Source organism: Rhodococcus sp. P4_B6 (genome assembly GCF_056402215.1).
The window spans coordinates 1-23,502 of sequence record NZ_JBFUHV010000142.1 but is presented as its reverse complement, the minus strand read 5'-3'; the positions used below and the strand labels follow the sequence as shown (position 1 = coordinate 23,502).

At 68.8% G+C, this 23,502-nt stretch carries 21 protein-coding genes; 10 read left to right on the top strand and 11 right to left on the bottom strand.

Annotated features, from left to right (window positions below; translation table 11 throughout):
• Window positions 1-369: DUF4307 domain-containing protein (locus AC1DWT_RS38890; RefSeq protein ID WP_477924701.1), on the top strand; the 369-nt coding region annotated here is incomplete at its 5' end.
• A gap of 225 nt (window positions 370-594) precedes the next feature.
• Complete coding sequence (gene greA, locus AC1DWT_RS38885; RefSeq protein WP_005238978.1) at window positions 595-1,089, top strand: transcription elongation factor GreA; 495 nt, start codon at window positions 595-597, stop codon at window positions 1,087-1,089.
• A gap of 80 nt (window positions 1,090-1,169) precedes the next feature.
• On the opposite strand, the gene AC1DWT_RS38880 is transcribed toward greA, so the two are convergent.
• Together AC1DWT_RS38880 and AC1DWT_RS38875 are read right to left on the bottom strand one after the other, a co-directional pair.
• A complete protein-coding gene (locus AC1DWT_RS38880; RefSeq protein WP_072940698.1) occupies window positions 1,170-2,519 on the bottom strand; it encodes a C40 family peptidase in 1,350 nt (449 codons plus the stop codon).
• A 146-nt stretch (window positions 2,520-2,665) separates the two neighbouring features.
• Window positions 2,666-4,558 carry a YecA family protein gene (locus AC1DWT_RS38875; RefSeq protein WP_477924699.1) on the bottom strand — a complete coding sequence of 631 codons (1,893 nt, stop codon included), beginning with the start codon at window positions 4,556-4,558 and terminating at the stop codon, window positions 2,666-2,668.
• 120 nt (window positions 4,559-4,678) lie between these two features.
• Between AC1DWT_RS38875 and AC1DWT_RS38870 the strand changes: the two genes are divergently transcribed.
• Window positions 4,679-4,870, top strand: coding sequence for a hypothetical protein (locus tag AC1DWT_RS38870; protein WP_009479096.1), 192 nt, complete (start codon window positions 4,679-4,681; stop codon window positions 4,868-4,870).
• Between the two features lie 25 nt (window positions 4,871-4,895).
• A complete protein-coding gene (locus AC1DWT_RS38865) occupies window positions 4,896-5,666 on the top strand; it encodes an FAD:protein FMN transferase (protein ID WP_072940703.1) in 771 nt (256 codons plus the stop codon).
• An 8-nt stretch (window positions 5,667-5,674) separates the two neighbouring features.
• Here the strand turns inward: AC1DWT_RS38865 and ilvA are convergent, their stop codons facing one another.
• The 4 genes from ilvA to AC1DWT_RS38845 all read right to left on the bottom strand — a co-directional run bounded on the left by ilvA (window position 5,675) and on the right by AC1DWT_RS38845 (window position 10,197).
• Window positions 5,675-6,907, bottom strand: coding sequence for a threonine ammonia-lyase (ilvA, locus tag AC1DWT_RS38860; protein ID WP_072940706.1), 1,233 nt, complete (start codon window positions 6,905-6,907; stop codon window positions 5,675-5,677).
• A gap of 72 nt (window positions 6,908-6,979) precedes the next feature.
• Window positions 6,980-8,152, bottom strand: a complete 1,173-nt coding sequence (locus tag AC1DWT_RS38855) for a cystathionine gamma-synthase (RefSeq protein ID WP_072940709.1) — start codon at window positions 8,150-8,152, stop codon at window positions 6,980-6,982.
• A gap of 21 nt (window positions 8,153-8,173) precedes the next feature.
• Window positions 8,174-8,707, bottom strand: coding sequence for a hypothetical protein (locus AC1DWT_RS38850; protein WP_378688086.1), 534 nt, complete (start codon window positions 8,705-8,707; stop codon window positions 8,174-8,176).
• Window positions 8,708-8,811: 104 nt separating this feature from the next.
• A complete protein-coding gene (locus tag AC1DWT_RS38845; RefSeq protein WP_072940714.1) occupies window positions 8,812-10,197 on the bottom strand; it encodes a cystathionine beta-synthase in 1,386 nt (461 codons plus the stop codon).
• A gap of 135 nt (window positions 10,198-10,332) precedes the next feature.
• Between AC1DWT_RS38845 and AC1DWT_RS38840 the strand changes: the two genes are divergently transcribed.
• The gene (locus AC1DWT_RS38840) at window positions 10,333-11,355 is read left to right on the top strand and encodes an SGNH/GDSL hydrolase family protein (RefSeq protein WP_095861127.1); all 1,023 of its coding nucleotides are present in this window, start codon (window positions 10,333-10,335) and stop codon (window positions 11,353-11,355) included.
• Between the two features lie 107 nt (window positions 11,356-11,462).
• On the top strand, window positions 11,463-12,680 hold the full coding sequence (locus AC1DWT_RS38835; protein ID WP_477924695.1) for an acetyl-CoA C-acetyltransferase: 1,218 nt from the start codon (window positions 11,463-11,465) through the stop codon (window positions 12,678-12,680).
• Between the two features lie 118 nt (window positions 12,681-12,798).
• Here AC1DWT_RS38835 and AC1DWT_RS38830 read toward each other — a convergent pair whose 3' ends face one another.
• The 3 genes from AC1DWT_RS38830 to AC1DWT_RS38820 all read right to left on the bottom strand — a co-directional run bounded on the left by AC1DWT_RS38830 (window position 12,799) and on the right by AC1DWT_RS38820 (window position 15,668).
• Window positions 12,799-13,653, bottom strand: a complete 855-nt coding sequence (locus AC1DWT_RS38830; RefSeq protein ID WP_174705482.1) for a Bax inhibitor-1/YccA family protein — start codon at window positions 13,651-13,653, stop codon at window positions 12,799-12,801.
• Window positions 13,654-13,816: 163 nt separating this feature from the next.
• Window positions 13,817-14,959: a class I SAM-dependent methyltransferase gene (locus AC1DWT_RS38825; protein ID WP_072940723.1), complete on the bottom strand. Its 1,143-nt coding sequence runs from the start codon at window positions 14,957-14,959 to the stop codon at window positions 13,817-13,819.
• A gap of 1 nt (window position 14,960) precedes the next feature.
• A complete protein-coding gene (locus tag AC1DWT_RS38820) occupies window positions 14,961-15,668 on the bottom strand; it encodes a nitroreductase (RefSeq protein WP_095861129.1) in 708 nt (235 codons plus the stop codon).
• Between the two features lie 103 nt (window positions 15,669-15,771).
• Here AC1DWT_RS38820 and AC1DWT_RS38815 point away from each other — a divergent pair, with 103 nt between their 5' ends.
• Genes AC1DWT_RS38815 through AC1DWT_RS38805 form a run of 3 tightly spaced genes read left to right on the top strand, consistent with a single transcriptional unit; the run spans window position 15,772 to window position 20,941 of the window.
• Window positions 15,772-19,260 carry a serine/threonine-protein kinase gene (locus tag AC1DWT_RS38815; RefSeq protein WP_095861414.1) on the top strand — a complete coding sequence of 1,163 codons (3,489 nt, stop codon included), beginning with the start codon at window positions 15,772-15,774 and terminating at the stop codon, window positions 19,258-19,260.
• Window positions 19,261-19,318: 58 nt separating this feature from the next.
• Complete coding sequence (locus AC1DWT_RS38810) at window positions 19,319-20,047, top strand: flavodoxin family protein (protein WP_072940749.1); 729 nt, start codon at window positions 19,319-19,321, stop codon at window positions 20,045-20,047.
• Window positions 20,048-20,071: 24 nt separating this feature from the next.
• Window positions 20,072-20,941: a class II glutamine amidotransferase gene (locus tag AC1DWT_RS38805; protein WP_072940752.1), complete on the top strand. Its 870-nt coding sequence runs from the start codon at window positions 20,072-20,074 to the stop codon at window positions 20,939-20,941.
• Window positions 20,942-20,949: 8 nt separating this feature from the next.
• On the opposite strand, the gene AC1DWT_RS38800 is transcribed toward AC1DWT_RS38805, so the two are convergent.
• Together AC1DWT_RS38800 and AC1DWT_RS38795 are read right to left on the bottom strand one after the other, a co-directional pair.
• Window positions 20,950-22,005: a ferredoxin--NADP reductase gene (locus AC1DWT_RS38800; protein WP_072940755.1), complete on the bottom strand. Its 1,056-nt coding sequence runs from the start codon at window positions 22,003-22,005 to the stop codon at window positions 20,950-20,952.
• Between the two features lie 182 nt (window positions 22,006-22,187).
• Window positions 22,188-22,949, bottom strand: coding sequence for an SDR family NAD(P)-dependent oxidoreductase (locus AC1DWT_RS38795; RefSeq protein ID WP_477924691.1), 762 nt, complete (start codon window positions 22,947-22,949; stop codon window positions 22,188-22,190).
• A 113-nt stretch (window positions 22,950-23,062) separates the two neighbouring features.
• Here AC1DWT_RS38795 and AC1DWT_RS38790 point away from each other — a divergent pair.
• A partial coding sequence (locus AC1DWT_RS38790; RefSeq protein WP_477924689.1) for an SDR family NAD(P)-dependent oxidoreductase occupies window positions 23,063-23,502 on the top strand: 440 nt, incomplete at its 3' end.

Below are 23,502 nucleotides of genomic sequence, written 5' to 3'. Positions count from 1 at the left end.
AAGCGCTGGCTCGTGTGGGCACTCTCCGCGGCGGTAGTCGTCGTCGGCGTGGTTGTGGCACTCGTCGCATACGACAAGTTCGCCGTCTCCGAGATCGACAGTGAAGCCACGTCGTTCGATCTGGTGAGTGATTCGCAGCTCGACATCACGTTCACCGTCACACGGGAGGATCCGTCCCGGGCCGCGGTGTGCATCGTCCGCTCCCGCTCCAAGGACGGTTCCGAGACCGGCAGGCGCGAGGTGTACATCGCCGGCGGCGACAGCCAGACGGTGAAAGTCACCGCTCCCGTCTACACGTCGCGCCCCCCTGCGATGGGCGACATCTACGGCTGCAGCCTGGACGTTCCTGCCTATCTGACCGGCGGCTGACACCCGCGCAGCCGAGCGACCGTTCGGGTTATTCGGGGTTTGCGCTCCCCGATCGTGCTAGAATCGCCTGGTACACGGTTCCGTTTGGAACCGTGTATTGCTGCATTGGCGGCAAGGCGGAAGATGAACGGCCCCGGCCGTCGATTCCGCCGAGCCGTTGATCACTGCTGTTGCAGTGGTCTGTCGAGGGAGCCCGGCGGCTCCAACTACGAGGGAGTGATCGAGATGACCGAGACCCAGGTGACCTGGCTGACCCAGGAGTCACATGACAGGCTCAAGAGCGAACTCGACCAGCTCATTGCCAATCGTCCGGTCATCGCCGCCGAGATCAACGAGCGTCGCGAAGAGGGCGATCTGAAGGAGAACGGTGGCTATCACGCGGCCCGCGAAGAGCAGGGTCAGCAGGAGGCGCGCATCCGTCAGCTCCAGGAGCTGCTGAACAGCGCGAAGGTCGGCGAGGCCCCCACCCAGTCCGGTGTCGCACTGCCCGGTTCCGTGGTGAAGGTCTACTACGACGGCGACGAGAAGGACACCGAGACGTTCCTGATCGCGACCCGCGAAGAGGGTGCACGCGACAACAAGCTCGAGGTGTACTCGCCCAACTCTCCGCTGGGTGGCGCACTGCTCGAGGCGAAGGTCGGCGAGACCCGCGAATACACGCTGCCCAACGGCAGCAGCATGAAGGTGACGCTCGTCAGCGCGGAGCCTTACCACAGCTGATCTCGGATCAACCGCCGAAAACTCCGGYCCGGGCCCAGTGCCCGGGCCGGAGTTTTCTGCGTCGAGCCCTGCGGATGTGATCAGAAGACCCGGCGGGCCTTCATGTCGGCGAACACCGGTCCGATGCGCACCACGTCGCCCGTCGTCGGGGCGTGCAGCATCTGGCCGTTTCCGACGTAGATCGCCACGTGACCCGGCCCACCCGACTGCCAGTTGCCGAACAGCAGGTCTCCGGGCCTGGCCTCCGACAGCGGCACCTCCACACCGACATTCCACTGCGTTTCCGACGTGCGGGGCAGTCTGATGCCGGTGGCGGCGTACACGGCGAACGAGGTCAGCCCCGAGCAGTCGAACCCGCCGCCGGACGGTCCGTTGATGTTGCCGCCGCCCCACACGTACGGCAGGCCGATGAACCGCATGGCCGCCTCCACGACGCGGCTCGTGTCACCGGCGGCCGCACCGTAGAAGAACGGCGACAGCATCCGCGCGAACGACTCCTCGAGCGATCGGATGCGTGCGACGTACGGCTGCGTTTCGTGCTCGTAGTCGAACTTGCCGGCGGGCATGCCCCCGGCGGTCCGGACCGCACCCGCACCGGCGTTGTAGGCGGCGATCGTGAGGTCGAGGGTGTCGCCCTTGACCACGCCCTCCTTCTTCCACCCGTCGATCTGACCGAACAGGTCGCACAGCATCTGACCGGACGCCATCATCGGGTCGGCGACGCCGTTGATGTCGACCTTGCCGTCGCCGTCCGCGTCCTTGCCGTACCTGGCCCAGGCTTCGGGCATGAACTGGCCGGGGCCGCGGGCACCCGCCCGGGACACCGGTGACGTCGCGCCGTAGCGGAACCCGTTCTCGACCGAGTACAGGGCCGCCAGTGTCGGCGGCTTGATGCCCTCGCACAGCGATCCGGCCTTGCGGATCCACGGCGCGAAGACGGCGATGGCGCCGACGGGCGCGAGCGAGACACCGGGAAACCCTGCGGGCACGGACGGGATCAGCGATCCGAGTCCGCTGATGAGGGCTGGTACCCCCGGCAGAGCGGCGAGGCCCCCGATCGCGGTTCCGACGTCGGGGGCACTCATCACGGGGGGCTGGTCGAGCGGGGTGTCCGGCAGGGCCAGTGGCGGTATCGGGGCAGGCGGCGGCGCCGCCTCGACGGCGGGCGGCGGCGGAATGTAGGGGTCGGTTGCCTGCTTCACGACATCCGAGGCCTGGGCCACCATCTGCTCGGCCTGCACGCGGGCCGGTTCCGGGAGGGTCGATATTGCGTCGTTTACCTGTTTCTGAACGTCGGGTGAGGCCTGCTCGACCACCTGAATTGCTTCTGCTGCTTGATCTTTGACCGGCTGCGGTATGTCCGCTCCCTGAACGATGGCCCCCGCTGCGGTGGTGATCGCCACGATGATCGCCGCTGCATCAACTGACATACGTGCGCTCCTCCTCCTCGGTGCACCTAACCGAGTGAGTTCACGTTACGACGGGGCACAGCAGATGCGAGGCGATTCTGCGGGATTGATCCGTTTCCTACCGTGACCTGCGGGAGAGCGGCACCCGGCGAATCCCGCCGCCCCGATCACCCGCTCACCGGCACGAATCGTTCGCTGAGGATCTCGACCAGGTCGGCCGGATCCGTGGTCTCGTCGTCCAACGCCGCGAGGAGTGACGCGCGCCGATCCTGCGAGATCGGTTCGATTCCCCCGAAGATCTGCCACGTGTCCCCCGCCGGGACGACGCGGGCACAGATCAGACTCCCGAGATGCATCTGGTGGCTTGCGGTGACTTCCCTGATGTCGCGCCGGTCGCCGGTGCGCAGGTCCCGCAGTGTCAGACCCGCACCCGGCCGGACCTCCTCCACCTCGTGCAGGGACCGTTCGACTTCCTGCCACTGTCGTGCGAGTGCGAACTCGTCCGGGGGCAGCAAGTCGCCGCGACACTCGACGAAGTCGGCGAACGCACCGCCCTCGAAAAGTGCGACGTCGGTGACCAGAGGGTCCTCCAGCGCCTGGAACAGCGCCGCGTCGCCGGGCCAGTTCTCGGAACGGATTTCGGCGTACTCGACGATCTGATCGCGCCAGCCGAGTTCCTGCGCGTGCAACTTCGCCTTCTGGTACAGCCACCCGGCCCGCTCGGACAAGGCGTGGTCGCCCTTGCCGAGGTGGCACGTCTTGTACTTCCTTCCCGACCCGCACCAGCAGGGATGGTTGCGGCCCAGCCCCGGCCGCGGCGTCGGCTGAAAGTATTCGAGCACCGCGTGCAGCGGCTCCGCATCCCCGGCGGCCATCCGGTTCAGTAACGACAGCCCGCGGACGGCATCGCCGCGGTCCGAGGCGAAACGGGCAAGGTCGAAGAGAGCGAGATCGAATGCTCCATCCAGGACGAGCGCGTGTTCGTAGTGGTCTTCGGCCTGCTTCGGGAAGCCCTGCATCTCGGTGGCCCGGCCGGCGATCCACGACGCTGCGGCTTTCACTTCGCGCGGTCCCGACAGGAGCAGCCGCTGCGCTGCGATCAGGAGCACCTCGGGGTCGACGTCCACGTCGAACAACTCCTGAGCGGCGACTTCCATGACAGCCGGATCGGCGAGGGCCGCGTAGAGCTCCGGCCTTTCGAAGAACCTCGCCTGGATGTCCTGGTCCTCGTCTTCCTCGAGAGCTGTGACCAGCGATACCAGCGTGGCGACGGCCACCGCCCCGTCCATGGGCACCCCGAGCTCGTCGGCGTACACGCCGATCATCAGGTCTCGGCCGTACGACTCGAAATCGAATCCGCGACGGGCGACGAGTTGCCCGGACCTGTCGAGGTCGGCGCCCTCGACTATTTCCGCCAACGGCAGCGCCGGCACGGTGAACGCCGCCGGATCGTCGACCAGAAGGTCCCAGACCTCCTCCTCGAGATCGATCACCGAACTCTCGCTCAGCCGCCGAGTGAGCCGCAGCGCAAGCTCGGGTGCGTCCGCGACCGGCTCGCCGACGAAGTCGAGGCGCACTCCGCCGTCCGTGGCGATCACCGCCAGAAGATCCCCGGGAGAACACTGCGTGAGTGCGCCCCGGGGAAGCATGAGCACTTCCTCGTCCGACCAGTTCGCGCCGAGGCCCCCTCTCGCGGCGAGTTCGTCGGCCTCGTCCTCGAAGAACACGACCTCGAAGCCGTCGACGCCGGGGTCCCCGGATGCGAGGCGCAGAAGTGAGCCGAAATCGTCTGGCGCCACGACATCGGCCGAGATCTCCTCCGCGGTGAGGCGGTGGGTGAGGACACGTCCCGCGAGCAGAACGTCGAGCGCCACCCATCGGTCGTCCGGGAGAGTTCCGAGAAGCGGCGCGTCGAACTCCTCCACGTATTCGATCAGGTCGTCGACACCTCCCCAACCCGAATCCGCAAGCGCGACTGTCAGCTCCCGGTCGGACAGGGGGCCGCGCTCCCGCAGCACAGCCAGAGCGGCATCGAGCAGTTCGTCATGGTCCGCGATCACGGATCCGATCGTAGTGACGACTCCGTCACAGCGGTGGCTGACGGGCACGACTGCGCACACGGCGCGGAGAGTCAGATTCTTCCCAGGTTGTTCTAAGGTTCGTCGGGGAAGCTGGTCGGCATGAGTGAAGACCGACGGATTTCCCGCCTGCTTCCCGTTCGCCGCGTGTTGGCGGCAGCCGGAATCGCCGGACTGGTCGCCGGTGGCGGTATGGCGGCGGCCGCTGATCCCGCGACCCCCGATTCGACGGTGGCAGCGCCCCTCGTCTCGGCCGGATTCGGCGCACCGGACGCCGTGTCCAGCGGTTCCTGAGATCCCGCCACCGGAGAACCACCACATGACCAGCGCCCGCAGCGCAACCGAATGGTCCACCTGGGGTGTGCACGCACGGATCGTCGTCACCGACCCCGACGCCCTGAGCTCGGCGTCGAACCTGATCCGCGGTTACCTCGCGGCCGCCGATGCCGCCGTCAACCGGGACCGCGCCGACGCCGAGATCCGCGCGCTCGACGAGGGCCCGAACACGGTGACCCCGATGTTCGCGCGGTTCCTCACCGACGCCCTCGCCGCAGCGCGCACCACGGACGGAGCCCTCGACCCCACGGTGTCGGCGCCCGCACCCCACTCGTGGCGGTCGATCACCGTCGACGGCACCGAGGTCACGCTCCCCGCCGGGGTGGAACTCGACCTCACGGCCACCGCGCGGGCGAGTTCCGCCGACCACTGTGCGTCGACGACGGCGGAGTTGCTCGGGTGCGGCGTCCTGGTCGCGCTCGGCGGCGACATCGCCACAGCCGGGAACACACCGCCGGGCGGCTGGCAGGTCCAGGTCCAGGATCTGCCGGGCGATCCCACCTGCCAGGTGTCGATCCCGTCCGGTGCGGCCGTCGCGACCGCCAGCACCGTCAAGCCCCTGCACCCCGACTCCATCTCGTTGTGGCGGACCGTGTCGGTGGTCGCCGCGTCCTGTACCACCGCGCACGCGTCGAGCACGGCGGCGGTCGGGATGGGCGGCGGCGCGATCGACTGGCTCACCAACCTGGAGTTGCCGGCCCGGCTGGTCGATCAGGAGTTCCGGGTGATCACCCTGGGCGGCTGGCCGAGCTAGGTACCGGCCTACTCCTGCAGGCGGACGGCGTACCGGGCGTCGCGCAGGGCCTCGAGGAGATCCTGCCGGTGTCCGGGACCGCGGGTCTCGACGGTGAGGAACACCTCCACCTCGTCGAGTGCGAGTGCGCCGCCGGTGCGGGAGTGGACGACGTCGACCACGCTCGCACCGTTGCCGCTGACCACGCCGAGCAGGCTGACCAGACCACCCGGTCGGTCCGGAATGGTCACGTGCACACCGAGATACCGTCCCGCGGCCCGGAGACCGTGATTGACGACGTGGGTGAGCAGCAACGGGTCGATGTTGCCGCCGGACAGCACCGCGCACACCTTCCCGGTGAGTCCCAGCTCTTCCGTGGAGCAGCTGATCAACGCGGCCACCGCCGCCGCGCCCGCGGGCTCCACGATGAGCTTCGCGCGTTCGAGGCACAGGAGCAGCGCCCGGGACAGGGCGTCCTCGCTGACCGTGACGATCGCGTCGACCTGGGAGCCGACGTGGGCGAACGGCACGTCTCCGGGGCGGCCGACCGCGATGCCGTCGGCCATGGTCGACATGGTCTCCAGCGGTATCGGGCGACCCTCGGCCAGCGAACGCGGCCAGGCCGCCGCCTGCTCGGCCTGGACGCCGACGATCCGTACGTCGGGCCGCGTGGCCTTCACCGCGGCGGCGATACCCGCGATCAGGCCGCCCCCGCCGGTCGGGACGACGATCGTGCCGACGTCGGGTTCCTGCTCGAGGATCTCGAGCCCGACGGTCCCCTGCCCGGCGACGATGTCGACGTGGTCGAAGGGATGGATGAGGACGGCGCCGGTCTCGTCCGCGTACGCCTTCGCGGCGACGAGCGCGTCGTCCACCGTGTCGCCGGTGAGGTGGACGGTCGCGCCGTACGCCTTGGTGGCAACGAGTTTCGGCAGGGGTGCGCCGGTGGGCATGAAGACGGTGGACGGGATGCCCAGTTCGGTGGCCGCCCAGGCCACACCCTGCGCGTGATTGCCCGCACTGGCCGCCACGACCCCGCAGGCCCGTTCCGCGACCGAGAGATTCGCGATCCGGTTGTACGCACCACGAGGTTTGAAAGATCCTGTGCGCTGCAGATTTTCGCACTTCAGCGACACGACGTGCCCACATCGTTCCGACAGCGCCCGGGACGCGATCACCGGCGTCCGGCGCATGACGGGGTCCAGCAGCTTACGGGCTGTTCTGATCTGATCCAGCGTGACAGGCTCCACGCGGGCCAGCATAAGGCGCTCCGCGCCCCGTGCGCCTTTTTGGTAGTGGGGGCTACCAAAAAGGCGCACGGGCGGCGAAGCCGCCTACTTCAGAGCCTGCTCGATGTCGCCCACCAGATCGGCGGCGTCCTCGATGCCGACGGACAGGCGCACCAGGTCGTCCGGCACCTCGAGGAGCGAACCGGCGGTCGAGGCGTGGGTCATGGCGCCCGGGTGCTCGATCAGCGATTCGACGCCGCCGAGCGACTCGGCCAGCGTGAAGATCTCGGTGCGCGAGCAGAAGTCCAGCGCAGCCTGCTTTCCGCCGGCGAGGCGGACCGAGATCATGCCGCCGAAGCGGCGCATCTGCTTCTCCGCGACCTTGTGGCCGGGGTGCGACTCGAGCCCGGGGTAGATCACCTGCGACACCGCGGGGTGCCCGCTGAGCAGTTCGACGACCTTCTCGGCGTTGTCGCTGTGCCGCTCCATGCGCAGCGAGAGGGTCTTGATGCCGCGGAGGGTGAGGAACGCGTCGAACGGTCCGGGGACCGCGCCGGCACCGTTCTGCAGGAACGCGAACGCCGTGTCGAGTTCTTCGTCGTTGGTGACGAGTGCGCCGCCGACGACGTCGGAGTGCCCGCCGATGTACTTGGTGGTCGAGTGCAGCGCGACGTCGGCGCCGAGTTGCAGCGGCTGCTGCAGGTACGGCGAGGCGAACGTGTTGTCGACGACGATCTTCGCGCCGGCCTCGTGTGCGATGTCGGACAGTGCCTCGATGTCACCGATGTTGAGGAGCGGGTTGGTGGGGGTCTCGACCCACACGAGCTTGGTGTTGGGCCGGATGGCCGCCCGGACCGCGTCCACGTCGGACACCGCGGCGGGCGTGTACTCGATGCCCCACTGGGTGAAGACCTTGTCGATCAGGCGGAACGTTCCGCCGTAGGCGTCGTTGGGAATGACGAGGTGGTCGCCGGGGCGGAGCGCGGCGCGGAGCAGGCAGTCGGTGGCGGCCATGCCCGAGCCGAAGGCGCGACCGTACGTGCCCGACTCCAGGGCGGCGAGGTTGGCCTCGAGCGGTCGTCGGGTGGGGTTGCCGGTGCGGGCGTACTCGAATCCGTTCCGCATGCCGCCGACGCCGTCCTGTGCGAACGTCGAACTCGCGTAGATGGGGACGTTGACGGCGCCCGTCTGCGGGTCGGGGTCGAATCCTGCGTGCACGGCCTTGGTGGAGAACCCCTGCCAGCTGATGTTGTCCGCTTTGCTGCGCTGCTCACTCATGGCCCCCAGCCTAGTGGGGACCTAATTCTCCAGATACTCCGCGATGGCGAAGGCGACGTCGAGCTTGGTCGCATCGCTGACGGACGGGTCGAGCGCGTTGACGATGATGCTGTGCTCGGGTGTGAGCAGGGCCATGGCCACGACGTCGAGGACCACCCCGCCGAACTCGGCGGACCGGGGGTCTGCGACGACGTTCGTCCCGTTCCGCATCTCGACGATGACGGCAGGATCGGTGACCTGCGGCCTGACCGATGCGGTGATGGTACTCATCACGTTGGTCGGTCCCTTGGACCACGAGCAGGTCGGATCGGTCGATCCGGGGAGGACGGCCTCGGTGAGATGCGGCCGGTCCGAGACGAGCCGGCCGAGCGCCTTCGTCAGCGCGGCGCAGTCGGCGGACGCTCCCGACGGCGAGGTGCCCGAGGACACCGATCCGACGTCGGACGATCCCGGCTGTGCGACGGCGGCACCCTCGATGCTGTTCCCGCATCCGGCGGCGGCGAACCCGAGCAGGGCGACCGGAACCACCAGGACACGACGCAGACGAGCACTCACTGTGAACTCCCCCTCACGGACAGCGGACCGGCACCCCACTGTGCACCGTACGTTCCGTGCGCAGCGGGGACCGGCCTTCTCTCGTCTTGCCCTCGACGTGTCGTCTAGGAGCCGGCGCTGAGGAAACCGAGAAGGTCGTGACGGGTGATGACGCCCGCGGGCTTTCCGTCGTCGACGACCATCAGCGCGTCGGTGTCGCCGAGCGCCTTGGTGGCGGCCGACACCGGTTCGCCCGAACCGATGAGCGGGAACGGCTTACTCATGTGCTTCTCGACCGGGTCGGCCAGGTGTGCGCGTCCCTCGAACACGGCGCTGAGCAGGTCGCGCTCGGTGACGCTGCCCGCCACCTCACCGGCCATGACGGGCGGCTCGGCGCCGACGACCGGCATCTGGGAAACCCCGTACTCGCGGAGGATCTCGATGGCGTCGCGCAGCGTCTCGGACGGGTGGGTGTGGACGAGGTCCGGGAGTTCGCCGGACTTGCCGCGCAGCACGTCGCCGACGGTCTTCTCGTCGGGCTTGCCGTCGAGCGGGGTGCGGAGGAATCCGTAGGACGCCATCCACTTGTCGTTGAAGATCTTCGACAGGTATCCGCGGCCGCCGTCGGGCAGCAGGACGACGATGACGGCGTCGGGGCCCTCACGCTTGGCGACCTCGAGCGCGGCGACGACGGCCATGCCGCAGGAACCACCGACCAGCAGGCCCTCCTCGCGGGCGAGACGACGGGTCATCTCGAAGGAGTCGGCGTCGGACACAGCGATGATCTCGTCGGGGATGGACGGGTCGTAGGCGCTGGGCCAGAAGTCCTCGCCCACTCCCTCGACCAGGTACGGACGGCCGGTGCCACCCGAGTACACGGAACCCTCGGGGTCGGCGCCGATGACCTTGACCTTGCCGCCGGACACCTCCTTGAGGTAGCGACCGGTGCCGGTGATGGTGCCGCCGGTGCCGACGCCCGCGACGAAGTGGGTGATCTTGCCGTCGGTGTCGGCCCAGATCTCGGGGCCGGTGGTCTCGTAGTGGCTCTGCGGGCCGCCCGGGTTGGAGTACTGGTTCGGCTTCCAGCCGCCGGGGAGTTCGCGGGCGAGCCGGTCGGAGACGGTGTAGTAGCTGTCCGGGTGCTCGGGCGCGACCGCGGTGGGGCACACCACGACCTCGGCGCCGTACGCCTTGAGGACGTTCCGCTTGTCTTCGCTGACCTTGTCGGGGCACACGAACACGCACTTGTATCCGCGCTTCTGGGCGACCAGCGCGAGGCCGATGCCGGTGTTGCCGGACGTGGGCTCGACGATGGTCCCACCCGGCTTCAGCTCGCCCGACGCCTCCGCGGCGTCGATCATCTTGACCGCGATGCGGTCCTTCGAGCTTCCCCCCGGGTTGAGGTATTCGATCTTGGCTGCAACGGTCCCGTGGTTCTCACCGATGACGGAAGAGAGCTTGACGAGAGGGGTGTTGCCGATCAGGTCGACGACGTGTTCCGCGATGCGCATGGCTCCATGCTCCCAGATGCCCTGATCCGATGCTCACAGACGTCCGGCACGGGGGCCCCGATCCGACTAGATTGGTGCCGACGCAGTCCGCTGGAACCCGTGAGATGAGCACCAGGTAGCGGAAAGGTGAGACCAGTGCCCAAGAGGACCTGGCAGTCCGGAGTGAAGGCCGGCGCCGCGGCTGTCGTGGCAGGTTCGAGCGCAGGCACGCTGTCGTGGGCGGCGTACTCGTATCTGATGTCGCAGGCGACGGCGGCCCGCGGGGTGATCGGCCACAACGTCGCCAAGCCGCCGGAGGCCGACGGCGTCTACTCACCCGGCGCGGCGGTGCCCGAACGCTGGCTGCGGACCACCCCCTACGACGTCCACCTGATGATCTTCGGCGACTCCACCGCCGCCGGGGTGGGCTGCTTGTCGGCGGAGGAGGTGCCCGGCGTGCAGATCGCGCGGCGCCTCGCCGACGAGACGGGGAAGCGGATCCGGCTGAGCACCAAGGCCATCGGCGGTGCCACGTCCCGCGGGCTCAGCGGTCAGGTGGACGCGATGTTCGTCGCCGGGCCACCGCCGGACGCCGCGGTGATCCTCGTCGGCGCCAACGACGTCACGAGCAAGAACTCCATCCGGGCGTCGGCGCGCAGGCTCGGGGAGGCCGTCGAACGGCTCCGCGCCCACGACTGCGCCGTCGTCGTCGGAACCTGCCCCGACCTGGGGGTGGTGACGGCGATTCCGCAGCCCCTGCGGACCGTCGTCCGGACCTGGGGACTACGACTGGCCCGGGCGCAGGCGGCCGCGACCAGCGCGGCGGGCGGCCACCCGGTGGCGCTCGCCGACCTGCTGGCCCCCGAGTTCCTGGCGGCGCCCGACCGGATGTTCTCCTCCGACCACTTCCACCCGTCGGCGGCCGGCTACGAATTGGCGGCCATTCAGATCGTGCCCGTTCTCGCGACGGCGCTGGGCATGTGGCACGGCGGACCTCTGCCCGATCTGCCGGAGGTGTCGGAGGCCGCGGAATCACGCAAGCTGTCGACCCGGATGACGGCCTCGCTCAACCGTTTTCTGTGGCGACGCGACGTCCGGCGACGCGCACCCGCCCGCCTCGACGAACTCCTCGCGATCGAGGAGGCGTCCGCGCCCGGGACGCGACGGGTCGCTGAGTGAGATGGCGGCGACCCCGGCGGGCTCCGGCAACGTAAGTTGTCGGGAAGGCCACAGAACGGGTGGTCCGAAACACAGTGCAGACCCCCGCAGTTGACAAAGGAGTTTTCATGCCCGAGGCAGTCATCGTCTCCGCAGTACGCTCACCGATCGGCCGAGCCATGAAGGGCTCGCTCAAGACCATCCGCCCGGATGATCTGACGACGCAGATGGTGGCCGCGGCGCTGGCGAAGATCCCCGAACTCGACCCCACCGAGATCGACGACCTGCTCCTCGGCTGCGGCCAGCCCGCCGGACAGTCGGGCTTCAACATCGCCCGCGTCGTCGCTGTGGAACTGGGTTACGACTTCCTGCCCGGCGTCACGGTCAACCGCTACTGTTCGTCCTCGCTGCAGACCACCCGGATGGCGCTGCACGCGATCAAGGCCGGCGAGGGCGACGTCTTCATCTCCGCCGGTGTCGAGTCGGTGTCCAGCTTTGTCACCGGCAACGCCGACGGCCTGCCGAACACCAAGAACGCGAGGTTCGCCGACGCCGAGGCGCGCACCGCGAAGCTCGCCGAGGGCGGTGTCGCCTGGACCGACCCCCGCGAGAACGACCAGATCCCCGACGTCTACATCGCCATGGGCCAGACCGCCGAGAACGTCGCTTCGTCCACCGGCATCACCCGCGAGGAGCAGGACCGCTGGGGCGTCCGCTCGCAGAACCGCGCGGAGGAAGCGATCAAGAACGGCTTCTTCGAGCGGGAGATCACCCCGGTCACCCTCCCCGACGGCACCGTCGTCAGCACCGACGACGGCCCCCGCGCCGGCACCACGTATGAGGGCATCAGCCAGCTGAAGCCGGTGTTCCGGCCGGACGGCACCGTCACCGCCGGTAACGCGTGCCCGCTCAACGACGGTGCCGCAGCGCTCGTGATCATGTCCGACACGAAGGCGAAGGCCCTCGGCCTGACCCCGCTGGCCCGTATCGTGTCCACCGGGGTGTCCGGCCTGTCGCCCGAGATCATGGGTCTCGGCCCGATCGAGGCCGTCAAGAAGGCACTCGCCATCGCGGGCAAGTCCATCTCCGACATCGACCTGTTCGAGATCAACGAGGCGTTCGCGGTCCAGGTTCTCGGTTCCGCCCGCGAACTGAACATCGACGAGGACAAGCTGAACATCTCCGGCGGCGCCATCGCCCTCGGCCACCCGTTCGGCATGACCGGCGCCCGCATCACCAACACCCTGCTGAACAACCTCCGCGAGCAGGACAAGACGTTCGGCGTCGAAACGATGTGCGTCGGCGGCGGGCAGGGCATGGCGATGGTCCTCGAGCGCCTGAGCTAGGCGGCTCCGCCGCCCGTGCGTGGTTGACGAGTGCAGAGACTCGCTAACCACTCACGGGCGCGAAGCGCGAAAGGCCCCGAGAGCTTCTGCTCTCGGGGCCTTTTTCGCGCTTTCGCGCCTAGTCGCTGTTGAAGTAGCTCAGCAGTCGCAGGATCTCGACGTAAAGCCACACCAGGGTGACGGTGAGTCCGAAGGCGACGCCCCACGCTGCCTTCTCCGGCGCCTGGGCGCGGATCAGCTGGTCGGCGGCGTCGAAGTCCAGCAGGAAGCTGAACGCGGCGATGCCGATGCAGACGAGGCTGAAGATGATCGCCACGGGACCGCCGTCGCGGAGGCCGAGGCCGCCTTCGGTGAAGAAGCTGGCGATCAGGTTGCCGAGGGCGAGGACGACGACACCGATGAGGGCGCCGATGATCATCCGCGTCAGGCGGGGTGTGACCCGGATGGCGCCGGTCTTGTAGACGACGAGCATGCCGAAGAACACGCCGAACGTGCCGAGCACGGCCTGCCCGATAAGCGCCGCACCGCCGACTCCACCGAACGTGACGTCGGTGAACATGAACGACAGCGCGCCGAGGAACAGGCCCTCCGCGACCGCGTAGGCGAGGACGATGCCCGGGTTGTCCATCTTGCGGCCGAACGTGGCCACGAGGACCAGTACGAGACCGACGAGGCCGCCGCCGATGACGAGCGGGGTCGCCAGGTTCGCGTCGTTGCTCACCAGGAAGTAGGAGATGATCGCCGACACCGTGAGCACGCCGAGCGTGACGCCCGTCTTGGTGACGACGTCGTCGATGGTCATCGAACGGTGGTCGGGACCCGTCCGGTAGGGCTCGGCCTGCGTGTACTGCGGCTGACCGAACTGCTGCGTGACCTGCGCGGCGCCGGCCGTCGTAGATCCGAACGAGGCGTATCCGCCGCTGCCCTCTTGTTTGGGCAGGTTGCGGAACACCGGGTTACTGGTGGTGCGCACCGTGCACATCCCTTCTCGTGGCTCGCCGGGTGGATCCGGGTGTCTTGTACGTTGAACGTCCCGCACCCACCGCAAGTTCCCGTTCGTCGCTTTCGGGTCGGACAATTCGGACTCTACCGGTGCCGCGGGGACACTCGCCAGACGAGGCCGGTCGGCGTGGCGGTCAGGCCACCGACCGGGTGACCGTGAACTTGGGATTCCGCCCGACCACGTCGGTTCTGCCGACGAGCCGCTGCAACCGGCCCCGGTATCCGAGGTGGGAGTTGTACACGGTCCACAACTCGCCGCCGGGCCGGAGCACGCGGCCGGCCTCGGCGAACATCTTCGACGCCCCACCGGTGTGGACGGCCGCGCCCACGTGGAACGGCGGGTTGCACAGGACGACATCCTGACTGTCGGTCGCGAGGCTGGACATGGCGTCGTCGCGCAGGGTGGACACCCGCCCGTCGAGCCCGTTGGCGCGGGCGGTCGCGGCAGCAGACGCCACCGCCGCCGACGACTGGTCCGTCGCGATCACCGACACCTCCGGGAGGAGGCGGGCCAGGCTGACGGCGAGGATGCCGGTTCCGCAGCCGAGGTCCACGGCCGCACGGGCCCGGGGGTTCACCCGGGGCAGGAAGTCGAGGAGGTACCGGGTCCCGATGTCCAGTTTGGGGCCGGCGAACGCCGCCCCGTAGGAGACGACGTCCAGCCCGATCTCGGCGAGGTGATCGGTGACGGGGTACGTCTGCTGCGCCGAGTCCCGCGGTCCGCGCGCGATCAGCACCCGCGACTTCTGTCTGCCGAGGGTGGCGCGGACGTCGGAGAACGACCGCCCGAGCACGTCGTTCATGGCGGTGGAGATGTGCTTGTTGCGTCCGCCCGCGTAGACGACGACGGACGGGTCGGCGTGGCGGGCGATCGTCTCGGCGACCTCGGTGAGCTCGCCGAGGCTCCGCGGCAGCTGCATCAGCACGACCGTCGCCCCCGCGAGCAGTTCCTCGCCGAGCGCGCAAGCCCGGTACCGGTCGGCGAGCCCGACGGTCGCGGCGTTGGCGGCCAGCGCCAGTTCGCCGGTCAGCGGGTCCTGGTGCACGCGGATTCCGGTGGCACCGTGCGTCACCGCGGCGCCGAGGGTGAGGGCACCGTAGTGGTCGCCGATCACGGTGAGCGTCCCGGGAGACGCGGCGGACAGGGCGGCCGCGCCCTCGTCGAGGATCAGCCGGTCGGCGGCGTCGACGGCCGTCAGGTTGGGGGCCTCGACGTCGGGGCGTCGACGCAGCCGGGAGAACAGGTCGTCCCGGTCGAACACTTCGGAGTCGAGCACGTTACCGGGACACCCACTGCGCGACGTGGGCGACGGGTTCCCGGTGGGTGCGGAATCCGTTGACGGGGTTCTCGGTGTCGGGGTACCCGAACGAGATCGCGCAGACCACCCTGCGGTCCTCCTCGAGCGCGAAGAAGTCGTGGATGAACCGCGAGCTTCCCGCGACGGCGGCCTGCGGGATGGTCGCCACTCCGAGGCTCTGCGCGGCGAGCAGGAACGTCTCGACGTACAGGCCGCAGTCCACGGCGCCGTAGGTGCCGAGTGCTTCGTGAGTGGTCACGATCGCGACGTGCGGCGCCCCGAACAGGTCGAAATTCTTCATCGTCTGCTCGGCGGACGCGGCCCGGTCGCCGGGGGCGATCCCGACGCTGGCGTACAGCTGCATGGCGCACTCGCGGCGGCGCAGTTTGTGTTCGCCCACGTATTCGCGTGGCCAGTCGAAGTCGGACTCCTGCGGGTGAGTGCGGACGTACTCCGCCAGCCCGGCGCGGAACCGCTCGGTGCCCTCCCCCTCGGTGATCGCGACCTGCCACGGCTGCGTGTTGCACCACGACGGCGTCTGCTGCGCGAGCTCGAGGATCCTCTCGATCACGTCGCGCGGCACCTGCTCCGGCAGGTATGCCCTGCAACTGATTCGCGCGTCGAGGAGCTGGGCCAGGGTGCGCTCGGCCGGGGTCGTGCGCGCTGTCGCAATGCCGGTATCCGTCACCGTCGAATTCTCCTCGGGTCTACTCGTTCTCGAACACCGCTCTCCGTGTCGCACGACCGCGATATGCTGGCGTCAGTGCACCGAGAAGGTGATTTCATTGAGTGTGCCACGACACCCGGAAAGCAGTTCCGGGCCGACCGACTCGGATCCGCAGGCTACCAAGCGGATCGTCGTGACCGACATCGTCGCGGAGCTGTCTTCGGAAGGATTCGACGACGCCCGCGAGATCGGCCGGGGAGGGTTCGGGGTCGTGTACCGCTGCCTGCAGACGGCCCTCGACCGCACGGTCGCGATCAAGGTGCTGTCCTCCGATCTGGACGGCGAGGACCGGGAACGCTTCCTGCGCGAGCAGCGCGCGATGGGAAAATTGTCGGGGCATCCGCACGTGGTCGACATCCTGCAGTCCGGGGTGACACGCAGCGGCAGGCCGTACATCGTGATGCCGTACCACCAGCGCAACTCGCTGGACGCCTGGATTCGCCGCGAAGGGCCGCTGCCGTGGAGTGAAACGCTGCGCATCGGCGTGAAACTGGCGGGCGCTCTGGAAACGGCGCACCGCCTCGGCACCCTGCACCGCGACGTGAAGCCCGCGAACATCCTGCTCACCGGATACGGGGAACCACAGCTCACCGACTTCGGCATCGCGCGCGTCTCGGGGGGTTTCGAGACGACGTCGAGCATGATCACCGGTTCGCCGGCGTTCACGGCCCCGGAGGTCCTGCGCGGTGACGCGCCGTCCGCGTCCTCCGACGTGTACAGCCTGGGCGCCGCACTGTTCTGTCTTCTGACCGGACATGCCGCGTTCGAGCGGCGGAGCGGCGAGCGGCTCGTCGCGCAGTTCCTCCGCATCGCCACGCAACCCGTTCCGGATCTGCGGGGCGAGGACATTCCCGACGACGTGTGCACTGCCATCGAGCGGGCCATGTCCGAGGAACCGACCGACCGACCGGAATCTGCAGCGGAATTCGGGCAGGAACTCCGCGACATCGAACGCAGGCACGGACTCGACGTCGACGAGATGGCGCTCCCCGCCGCGGCGGACGAGTTCCCGCGCACCGAGCACAGTTCGACGCCGACCACGCAGTCCGGGCGCAGTCGCAGCTACCGGCGGCGGTCCGGTGCCACCCCGCCGAGCGCCGCCGCCCGGTTCCGGCCGCCGACCCCGATGCGTTCCCTGGTGGAGCGCACCCGCCTCCTGGATCTGCTCCGGCTGGGCCAGCGGCGGCGGTTGACGCTCATCCACGCCCCCGCCGGTTTCGGGAAGAGCACCGTTGCAGCCCAGTGGCGCGACGTCCTCATCGAGGACGGCGCCGCCGTCGCCTGGTTGACGGTGGACAACGACGACAACAACGTCGTGTGGTTCCTGTCCCATCTCGTCGAGGCGATCCGCCGGGCCGAGCCGACGCTGGCCGACGAACTGGGCCAGGCGCTCGACGAGAACGGCGCCGAGGCGGAACGGTTCGTGCTCACGTCGCTGGTGAATCAGGTCCACGACAGCAGGCGGCACGTGGTGGTGATGATCGACGACTGGCACCGTGTCACGTCATCGGACACGATCGCGGCGATGGACTTCATCCTGGAGAACGGCTGCCACCACCTGCAGATGGTGGTGAGCAGCCGAAGCCAGGCGGGACTTCCGCTCGCCAAGATGCGGGTGCGTGACGAGCTCGTCGAAATCGACTCCGTGGCTTTGCGTTTCGACCTCACAGAGTCGCAGCGGTTCCTGGTCGACCTCGGCGGACTGCACCTCGACGACTCCGACGTGGAAGCGCTGGAGGAGACCACGGACGGGTGGGTGGCGGCGCTGCAACTGGCGTCGCTCTCGCTGCGCGATCGCGCCGATCCCGGCGACCTCATCCGGCACATGTCGGGCCGCCACCACGCGATCGGCGAGTACCTGGCGGAGAACGTGCTCAGCACGCTCGAGCCTGCGCTGCTCGACTTCATGCTGGCCACGTCGATCACCGAGCGGGTGTGCGGCGAACTCGCGGGCGTGCTGGCGAACGTGACCCGCGGTCAGGCCCGGCTCGAGCAGGTCGAATCGCGCGACCTGTTCCTGCGCAGCCTCGACGAGGACCGGGAGTGGTTCGAGTACCACCACCTGTTCGCCGAATACCTGCGCCGACGGCTCGAGCGCGATCATCCGTCGCGCGTCGCGGATCTGCACCGTGCGGCCGCGCACTGGTTCGCCGATCACCACTACGTCAGCGACGCAGTGGATCACGCACTGGCGGCGGGCGATCGCGACGTGGCCGTCGCGGTGGTCGAGGAACAGGGCATGTACCTGGTGGAGCATTCGCGGATGGTCGCGCTGCTCGGCCTGGTCGACAAGCTGCCGCAGACGCTGGTCGAGTCCAGTCCGCGCATCCAGATCGCGGTGGCGTGGGCGAACATCCTGCTGCAGCGGGTGTCGCCGGCGCTGAAGGCGCTGTCGCTGGTCGCGTCGAGTCTCGAGTCGTCGGCGCTGAGCGAATCCGAGCAGGCGGACATCCGGGTGGAGGCCGACATCGTCCGCGCCGTGATCGCGGTGTCGTCCGATCGCATCGCCGGAGTGCCCGACCTCATCGCGGAATGTCTGGCCCGGCCGGAAACCCTACGCGCGTGGGTGGTCTCGGCTGGGTCCAATCTCGCCTCCGCGGTCGCGATCGCCCAGTTCGATTTCGTGGAGGCGCGCCGCCTGCAGGAGTGGGCCACCGGCTACCACCAGCGGACCATCGGACCGTTCAGCAAGATGTACGGCTACTGCTTCGCCGGTATCGCCGCGATGGAACAACTCGACATCACCGCAGCCGAGGACAACTTCCGGCTGGCCGTGCAGACCGCGACGAAATCGATCGGCTCGCACTCGCACGCCGCACGTCTCGCGGGGGCGCTCCTGGGCGAGCTGATGTACGAGCTGGGTCGTCTCGACGAGGCCGAGCGACTTCTCGACGAGAGCTACGAACTCGGACCGGAGGCGGGCATAGTCGATTTCATGATCGCCCGGTTCGTGACGGGCGCCCGGCTGAAGGCGGCACGCGGCGACGTCGTGTCCGCGGCCCGGCACCTCGACGAGGGGGCGTCCGCGGCGGCCTCGCTGGGCCTGCCCCGGCTGCGGGCCCGGGTCGAGAACGAACGGGTCCGGCTCGGCCTGCCCGCCTCGCCGCAGCCGCCGCCCACTGCCGGGAAACCCAGCCGGGAACCCGATTTCGGTTTCGCCGAGATCATCGCGCAGCTCGACGACGCCACCGAGATCCGGAAGCAGTCGGCGGTCGAGCCCGACGTCGCGTGCCGCCGGGCGCAGGAGTGGGTGCGCCGGGTCGAGCAGGAGCGCAGGCCGAGGGCAGCGATGCAGGCCAATCGACTGCTCGTCGCGTGCCTGGTCGCCGCGGGACGGGTCGACGAGGCGAAGCCGGTGCTTGCGTCCATCGCCGCGACGTGTGTGCGAATCGGCTTCGTGCGCTACCTGATCGACGGCGGTCCGCGCATGGTGCCCGCCCTGACGGCGCTCCTCGAGGACCGGCGAGCGGGCCGGTGGCCGTCCGACTGGCCGGATGTTCCGGCGGAGTTCCTGGCCGCGACACTGGAGACGGCGACGCCGATCGAGAGCTAGCCGCGACCTCTCGCCACTTCCGCCACGAAGAGGAACCGCCGCGGCATATCGTGGACTGATGACCGATCCATCGCCGCAGGACGGGCCACGGTTCAGTGGTCTGCGTGCCTTGTTCGTCAACTGCACCCTCAAGCGGTCGCCCGATGTGAGCAACACCCAGGGGTTGATCGACCGCAGTGTCGGCCTGATGGAGAAGGAAGGAGTGTCGGTCGACCAGTTCCGGGCGGTGGACCACGACATCGCGACCGGCGTCTACCCGGACATGACCGAGCACGGGTGGCCGAGCGACGAGTGGCCACAACTGTTCCGGCGTGTGCTGGACGCCGACATCCTGGTGCTGGCGGGCCCGATCTGGCTCGGCGACAACGGTTCCGTCACGAAGCAGGTGATCGAGCGGCTGTACGGATGCTCGTCGCTGCTCAACGACCACGGCCAGTACGCGTACTACGGGCGGGCCGGTGGGTGTCTGATCACGGGCAACGAGGACGGGGTCAAGCATTGCGCGATGAACATCCTCTACAGCCTCCAGCATCTCGGATACGTGATCCCGCCGCAGGCCGACGCCGGATGGATCGGTGAAGCCGGGCCCGGACCGTCGTATCTCGACGAGGGGTCGGGCGGCCCGGAGAACGATTTCACCAACCGCAACACCACGTTCATGACGTACAACCTGATGCACGTCGCCGCGATGCTGAAGAAGGCAGGCGGGTTCCCCGTGTACGGCAATCAACGGTCGGAGTGGGACGCCGGTTGCCGCCCCGACTTCGCCAACCCGGACTACCGCTGAGCCGTCCCACCCGAGAGGGAAGTCATGTGCCGATTGTTCGGGCTGTCCGCCGCCCCGCACCGTGTCCGCGCGTCGTTCTGGCTGCTGGACGCCCCGGACAGCCTGGCGCAGCAGAGTCACCGCGAGCCGGACGGCACCGGCCTCGGCACGTTCGCGGAGGACGGAACTCCGGTGGTGGAGAAGCAACCACTCGCCGCCTACGAGGACGCGGAGTTCGCGCAGGAGGCGAAGCACCGGTACTCGGCCACGTTCGTCGCGCACATCCGTTTCGCGACCACGGGCGAACTGCTTCCGCAGAACACTCATCCGTTCGCCCAGGACGGTCGCGTGTTCGCTCACAACGGCGTGGTCGAGGACCTGCCGAAGCTCGAGGCGGAACTGGGCTCCGATCTCGCACTCGTTCACGGCGACACCGATTCGGAACGCGTCTTCGCCCTCGTGACCAGTCACATCGGCAGGAACGGCGGCGACGTCACGGCAGGGATCACGTCGGCCGCGCGGTGGCTGGCCGACAACGTGCCGATCTACGCGCTCAACATCCTGCTGACCACCCCCGGCGAGTTGTGGGCGCTGCGCTATCCGGACACCCACGACCTGCTCTTCCTCGAACGGCGGGCAGGCGGTCCGAGCGGCGGACGCCACCTCCAGCACGCGAGTACCCCCGGCCGGATCCGGGCCAGGTCCGAACATCTCGCCGAGCGTCCCGCGGTGGTCGTCGCCAGCGAGCAGATGGACGAGGATCCCGGCTGGACGCCGCTGCAGCCGGGCGAACTGCTGCACGTCGGCGCCGACCTCGGCGTCACCCGCGAGGTGATCGTCGATCGCCCGCCGCGGTACCCGATCCGCCTCGCCGACCTGAACGCCCGCGCGGCGGCGGCGCAGACCGAGAAATAGCTACCCGGTCAGAACTCGACCCGCACGTGCTCGCTGACGGGACGGGCCTGGCACGCGAGGATGTAGCCGCTCGCGATGTCCTCGGGGTCGAGGATCGATGCGTTGTCCATGTCCACCTCACCCTCGACGACCGTGCATGCGCAGGAACCGCATTCGCCTTCGCGGCAGGAGTAGGGGACGTCGAGTCCCGTGGAGAGCATGACGTCGACGAGCGTCGCCCGGCGCGGCCAGCTGAGGTTGTGCGCCTCGCCGTCGAGTTGCACCTCGACCGTCGACGCCGCTCCCGCTTCCGTGTCCGGCAGGTCCTCGACCACGACGTCCGCGAACGGATCACCGGACAGTGAGGTGAACACTTCGGCGTGCACCCGGTCGCGCGGGACGCCGGCGAGTGCGAGCGACTCGTGGATCGCGTCCATGAAGGGGCGGGGTCCGCACAGGTAGGCGCGGTGGTCCCGGAACCGGTCCGACAGGTTGGCAAGCTGGCGTGGTGTCGGCAGGCCCTGCACGCTCTCGAGCCAGTGCACGACGGTCAGCCGGTGTTCGTGGCGGGCGGCGAGGTCCCGCAACTCGTCGGCGAAGATCACCGACTTCTCGTCCCGGTTCGCATACACGAGAACGACTTTCCCGTTCCCTTCGCTCAGCGCCGATTTGAGGATCGACATCACCGGGGTGATTCCGCTGCCCGCGGCGAACAAGATCAGGTCTTCGTCCAGGCTCGCCGGGGTGAACACTCCGGCGGGTGGCAGCACCTCGATGCGGTCACCGACGCCGACGTTGTCGCACAACCAGTGCGAACCGTAGCCGCCCGCGGTGCGCTTGATCGTCACCTTCGGCAGGTCGTCGGTGAACGGCGAACTGGCCAGCGAGTAGCACCGCGCGACGGATCCCGTCCGGTCGCTCGGGATGCGCAGAGTCAGGAACTGCCCGGGCTTGTAGGCGAATTCGTGCCTGCGCTCGTCGGGGACGTCGAACACCAGCGACCGGGCGTCGGACGTCTCCTCCACGACGGCGGCCACGGTGACCACTACTGATCGCGAACTGCGTGGTGTTTCAACGGTCGTCATCGCGACGGTGCCCTCTCGCTACGGTAATTCGATCCTGCCGAAACTAGTGCAGTTCGACAGTGGTGGCCTCAGCCTTTCCCGCTGGGCGGGACCCCGGATTTTCGCCGTCAGCCCCAACGGGACTGCCCGCCGTCAGCCCCAACGGGACTGCCCGCCGTCAGCCCCAACGGGACTGCCCGCCGTCAGCCCCAACGGGACTGCCCGCCGTCCAGGGGGATGGTCGCCCCGGTGAGGTAGCCGGCGTCCTCGCTCACGAGGAAGACGACGGCGCGCCCGATGTCGGTCTCGGCGTCACCGACCCGTCCGAGGGGGATGCCCGCCACGAACTCCGCCGCCTCGTCCGGGTTCCGGTCCATCCACCGCGCGAGCGCCGGACTCTTCGCGTGCGGGGCGACGGACAGCACCCGGATGCCGTCCCGGCCCCACTCGCACGCCGCCGACCTGGTCAGCGAACGCATGCCCTCCTTGATCGAACCGTAGGCGCCGTAGTTGCTCGCGTCCCAGCGGACGGCCGCCGACGTGACGAGGTTGACGATCACGCCGCCGCCGCGCGAGACCATGTGCGGGTGGCACGACTGCATCATCCGCAGCGTCGCGAGCGGTCCCGTCGCGAACGACCGCTCGTACTCCTCGTCGATCACCGACAGGATCGGTCCCGGTGAGCAGTCGTTGGCGTTGTTGACCAGGATGTCGACGCCGCCGAACACATCCACGGTCCGCTCGACGGCGGACGCGATGTCCTTGCGCCTGCTGACGTCGCACACCACGGGTGCGCTACGGGCGCCGATCGTGGACAGTCGCTCGCACGTGTCGTGCAGTTTCGATTCCGTGCGTCCGGCGACCGCGATCGCCGCCCCTTCCCGTGCGAGGGCGAGGGCGATTCCCTGCCCGATCCCCTGGYCGGCACCCGTGATCAGTGCGACCTTGCCGTCGAGTGTGTTCATGTCCGCTCCCGTTCCCCTACTATCGAGACCAAGCAATTGCTTGGTCGTACATATTCACTGATCACCGCCGAGCGCCGGGTCTCCCCCGCGCTCCCCACTCCGAAGGTCTCCCCGTGACACATCCCCGTCCTCTCGATTTCAGTGGCCGCTCCGTCGTCGTGACCGGCGGTACCAAGGGCATCGGTTTCGTCGTCGCCGAGGCGTTTCTCGCCGCGGGTGCGAACGTGCTCGTGTGCGGCCGGTCCGCGCCGGACACCCTGCCCGCCCACGGTGATCGCACCGCCGCGTTCCGCGCCACCGACGTTCGCGACCACGCCGACGCCGCTGGACTGATCGACGATGCCGTCGCCCGATTCGGCCGCCTCGACGTCCTCGTCAACAACGCGGGTGGGTCGCCCGACGCCGACGCCGCCACCGTCTCGCCGCGCTTCGTCGAGAAGATCGTCGCGCTGAATCTGCTGGCACCCTTCACCGTCGCCCAGGCCGCGAATGCGGTGATGCAGCAGCAGTCCGACGGCGGCGCGATCGTCAACATCGGCAGCGTCTCGGCCCA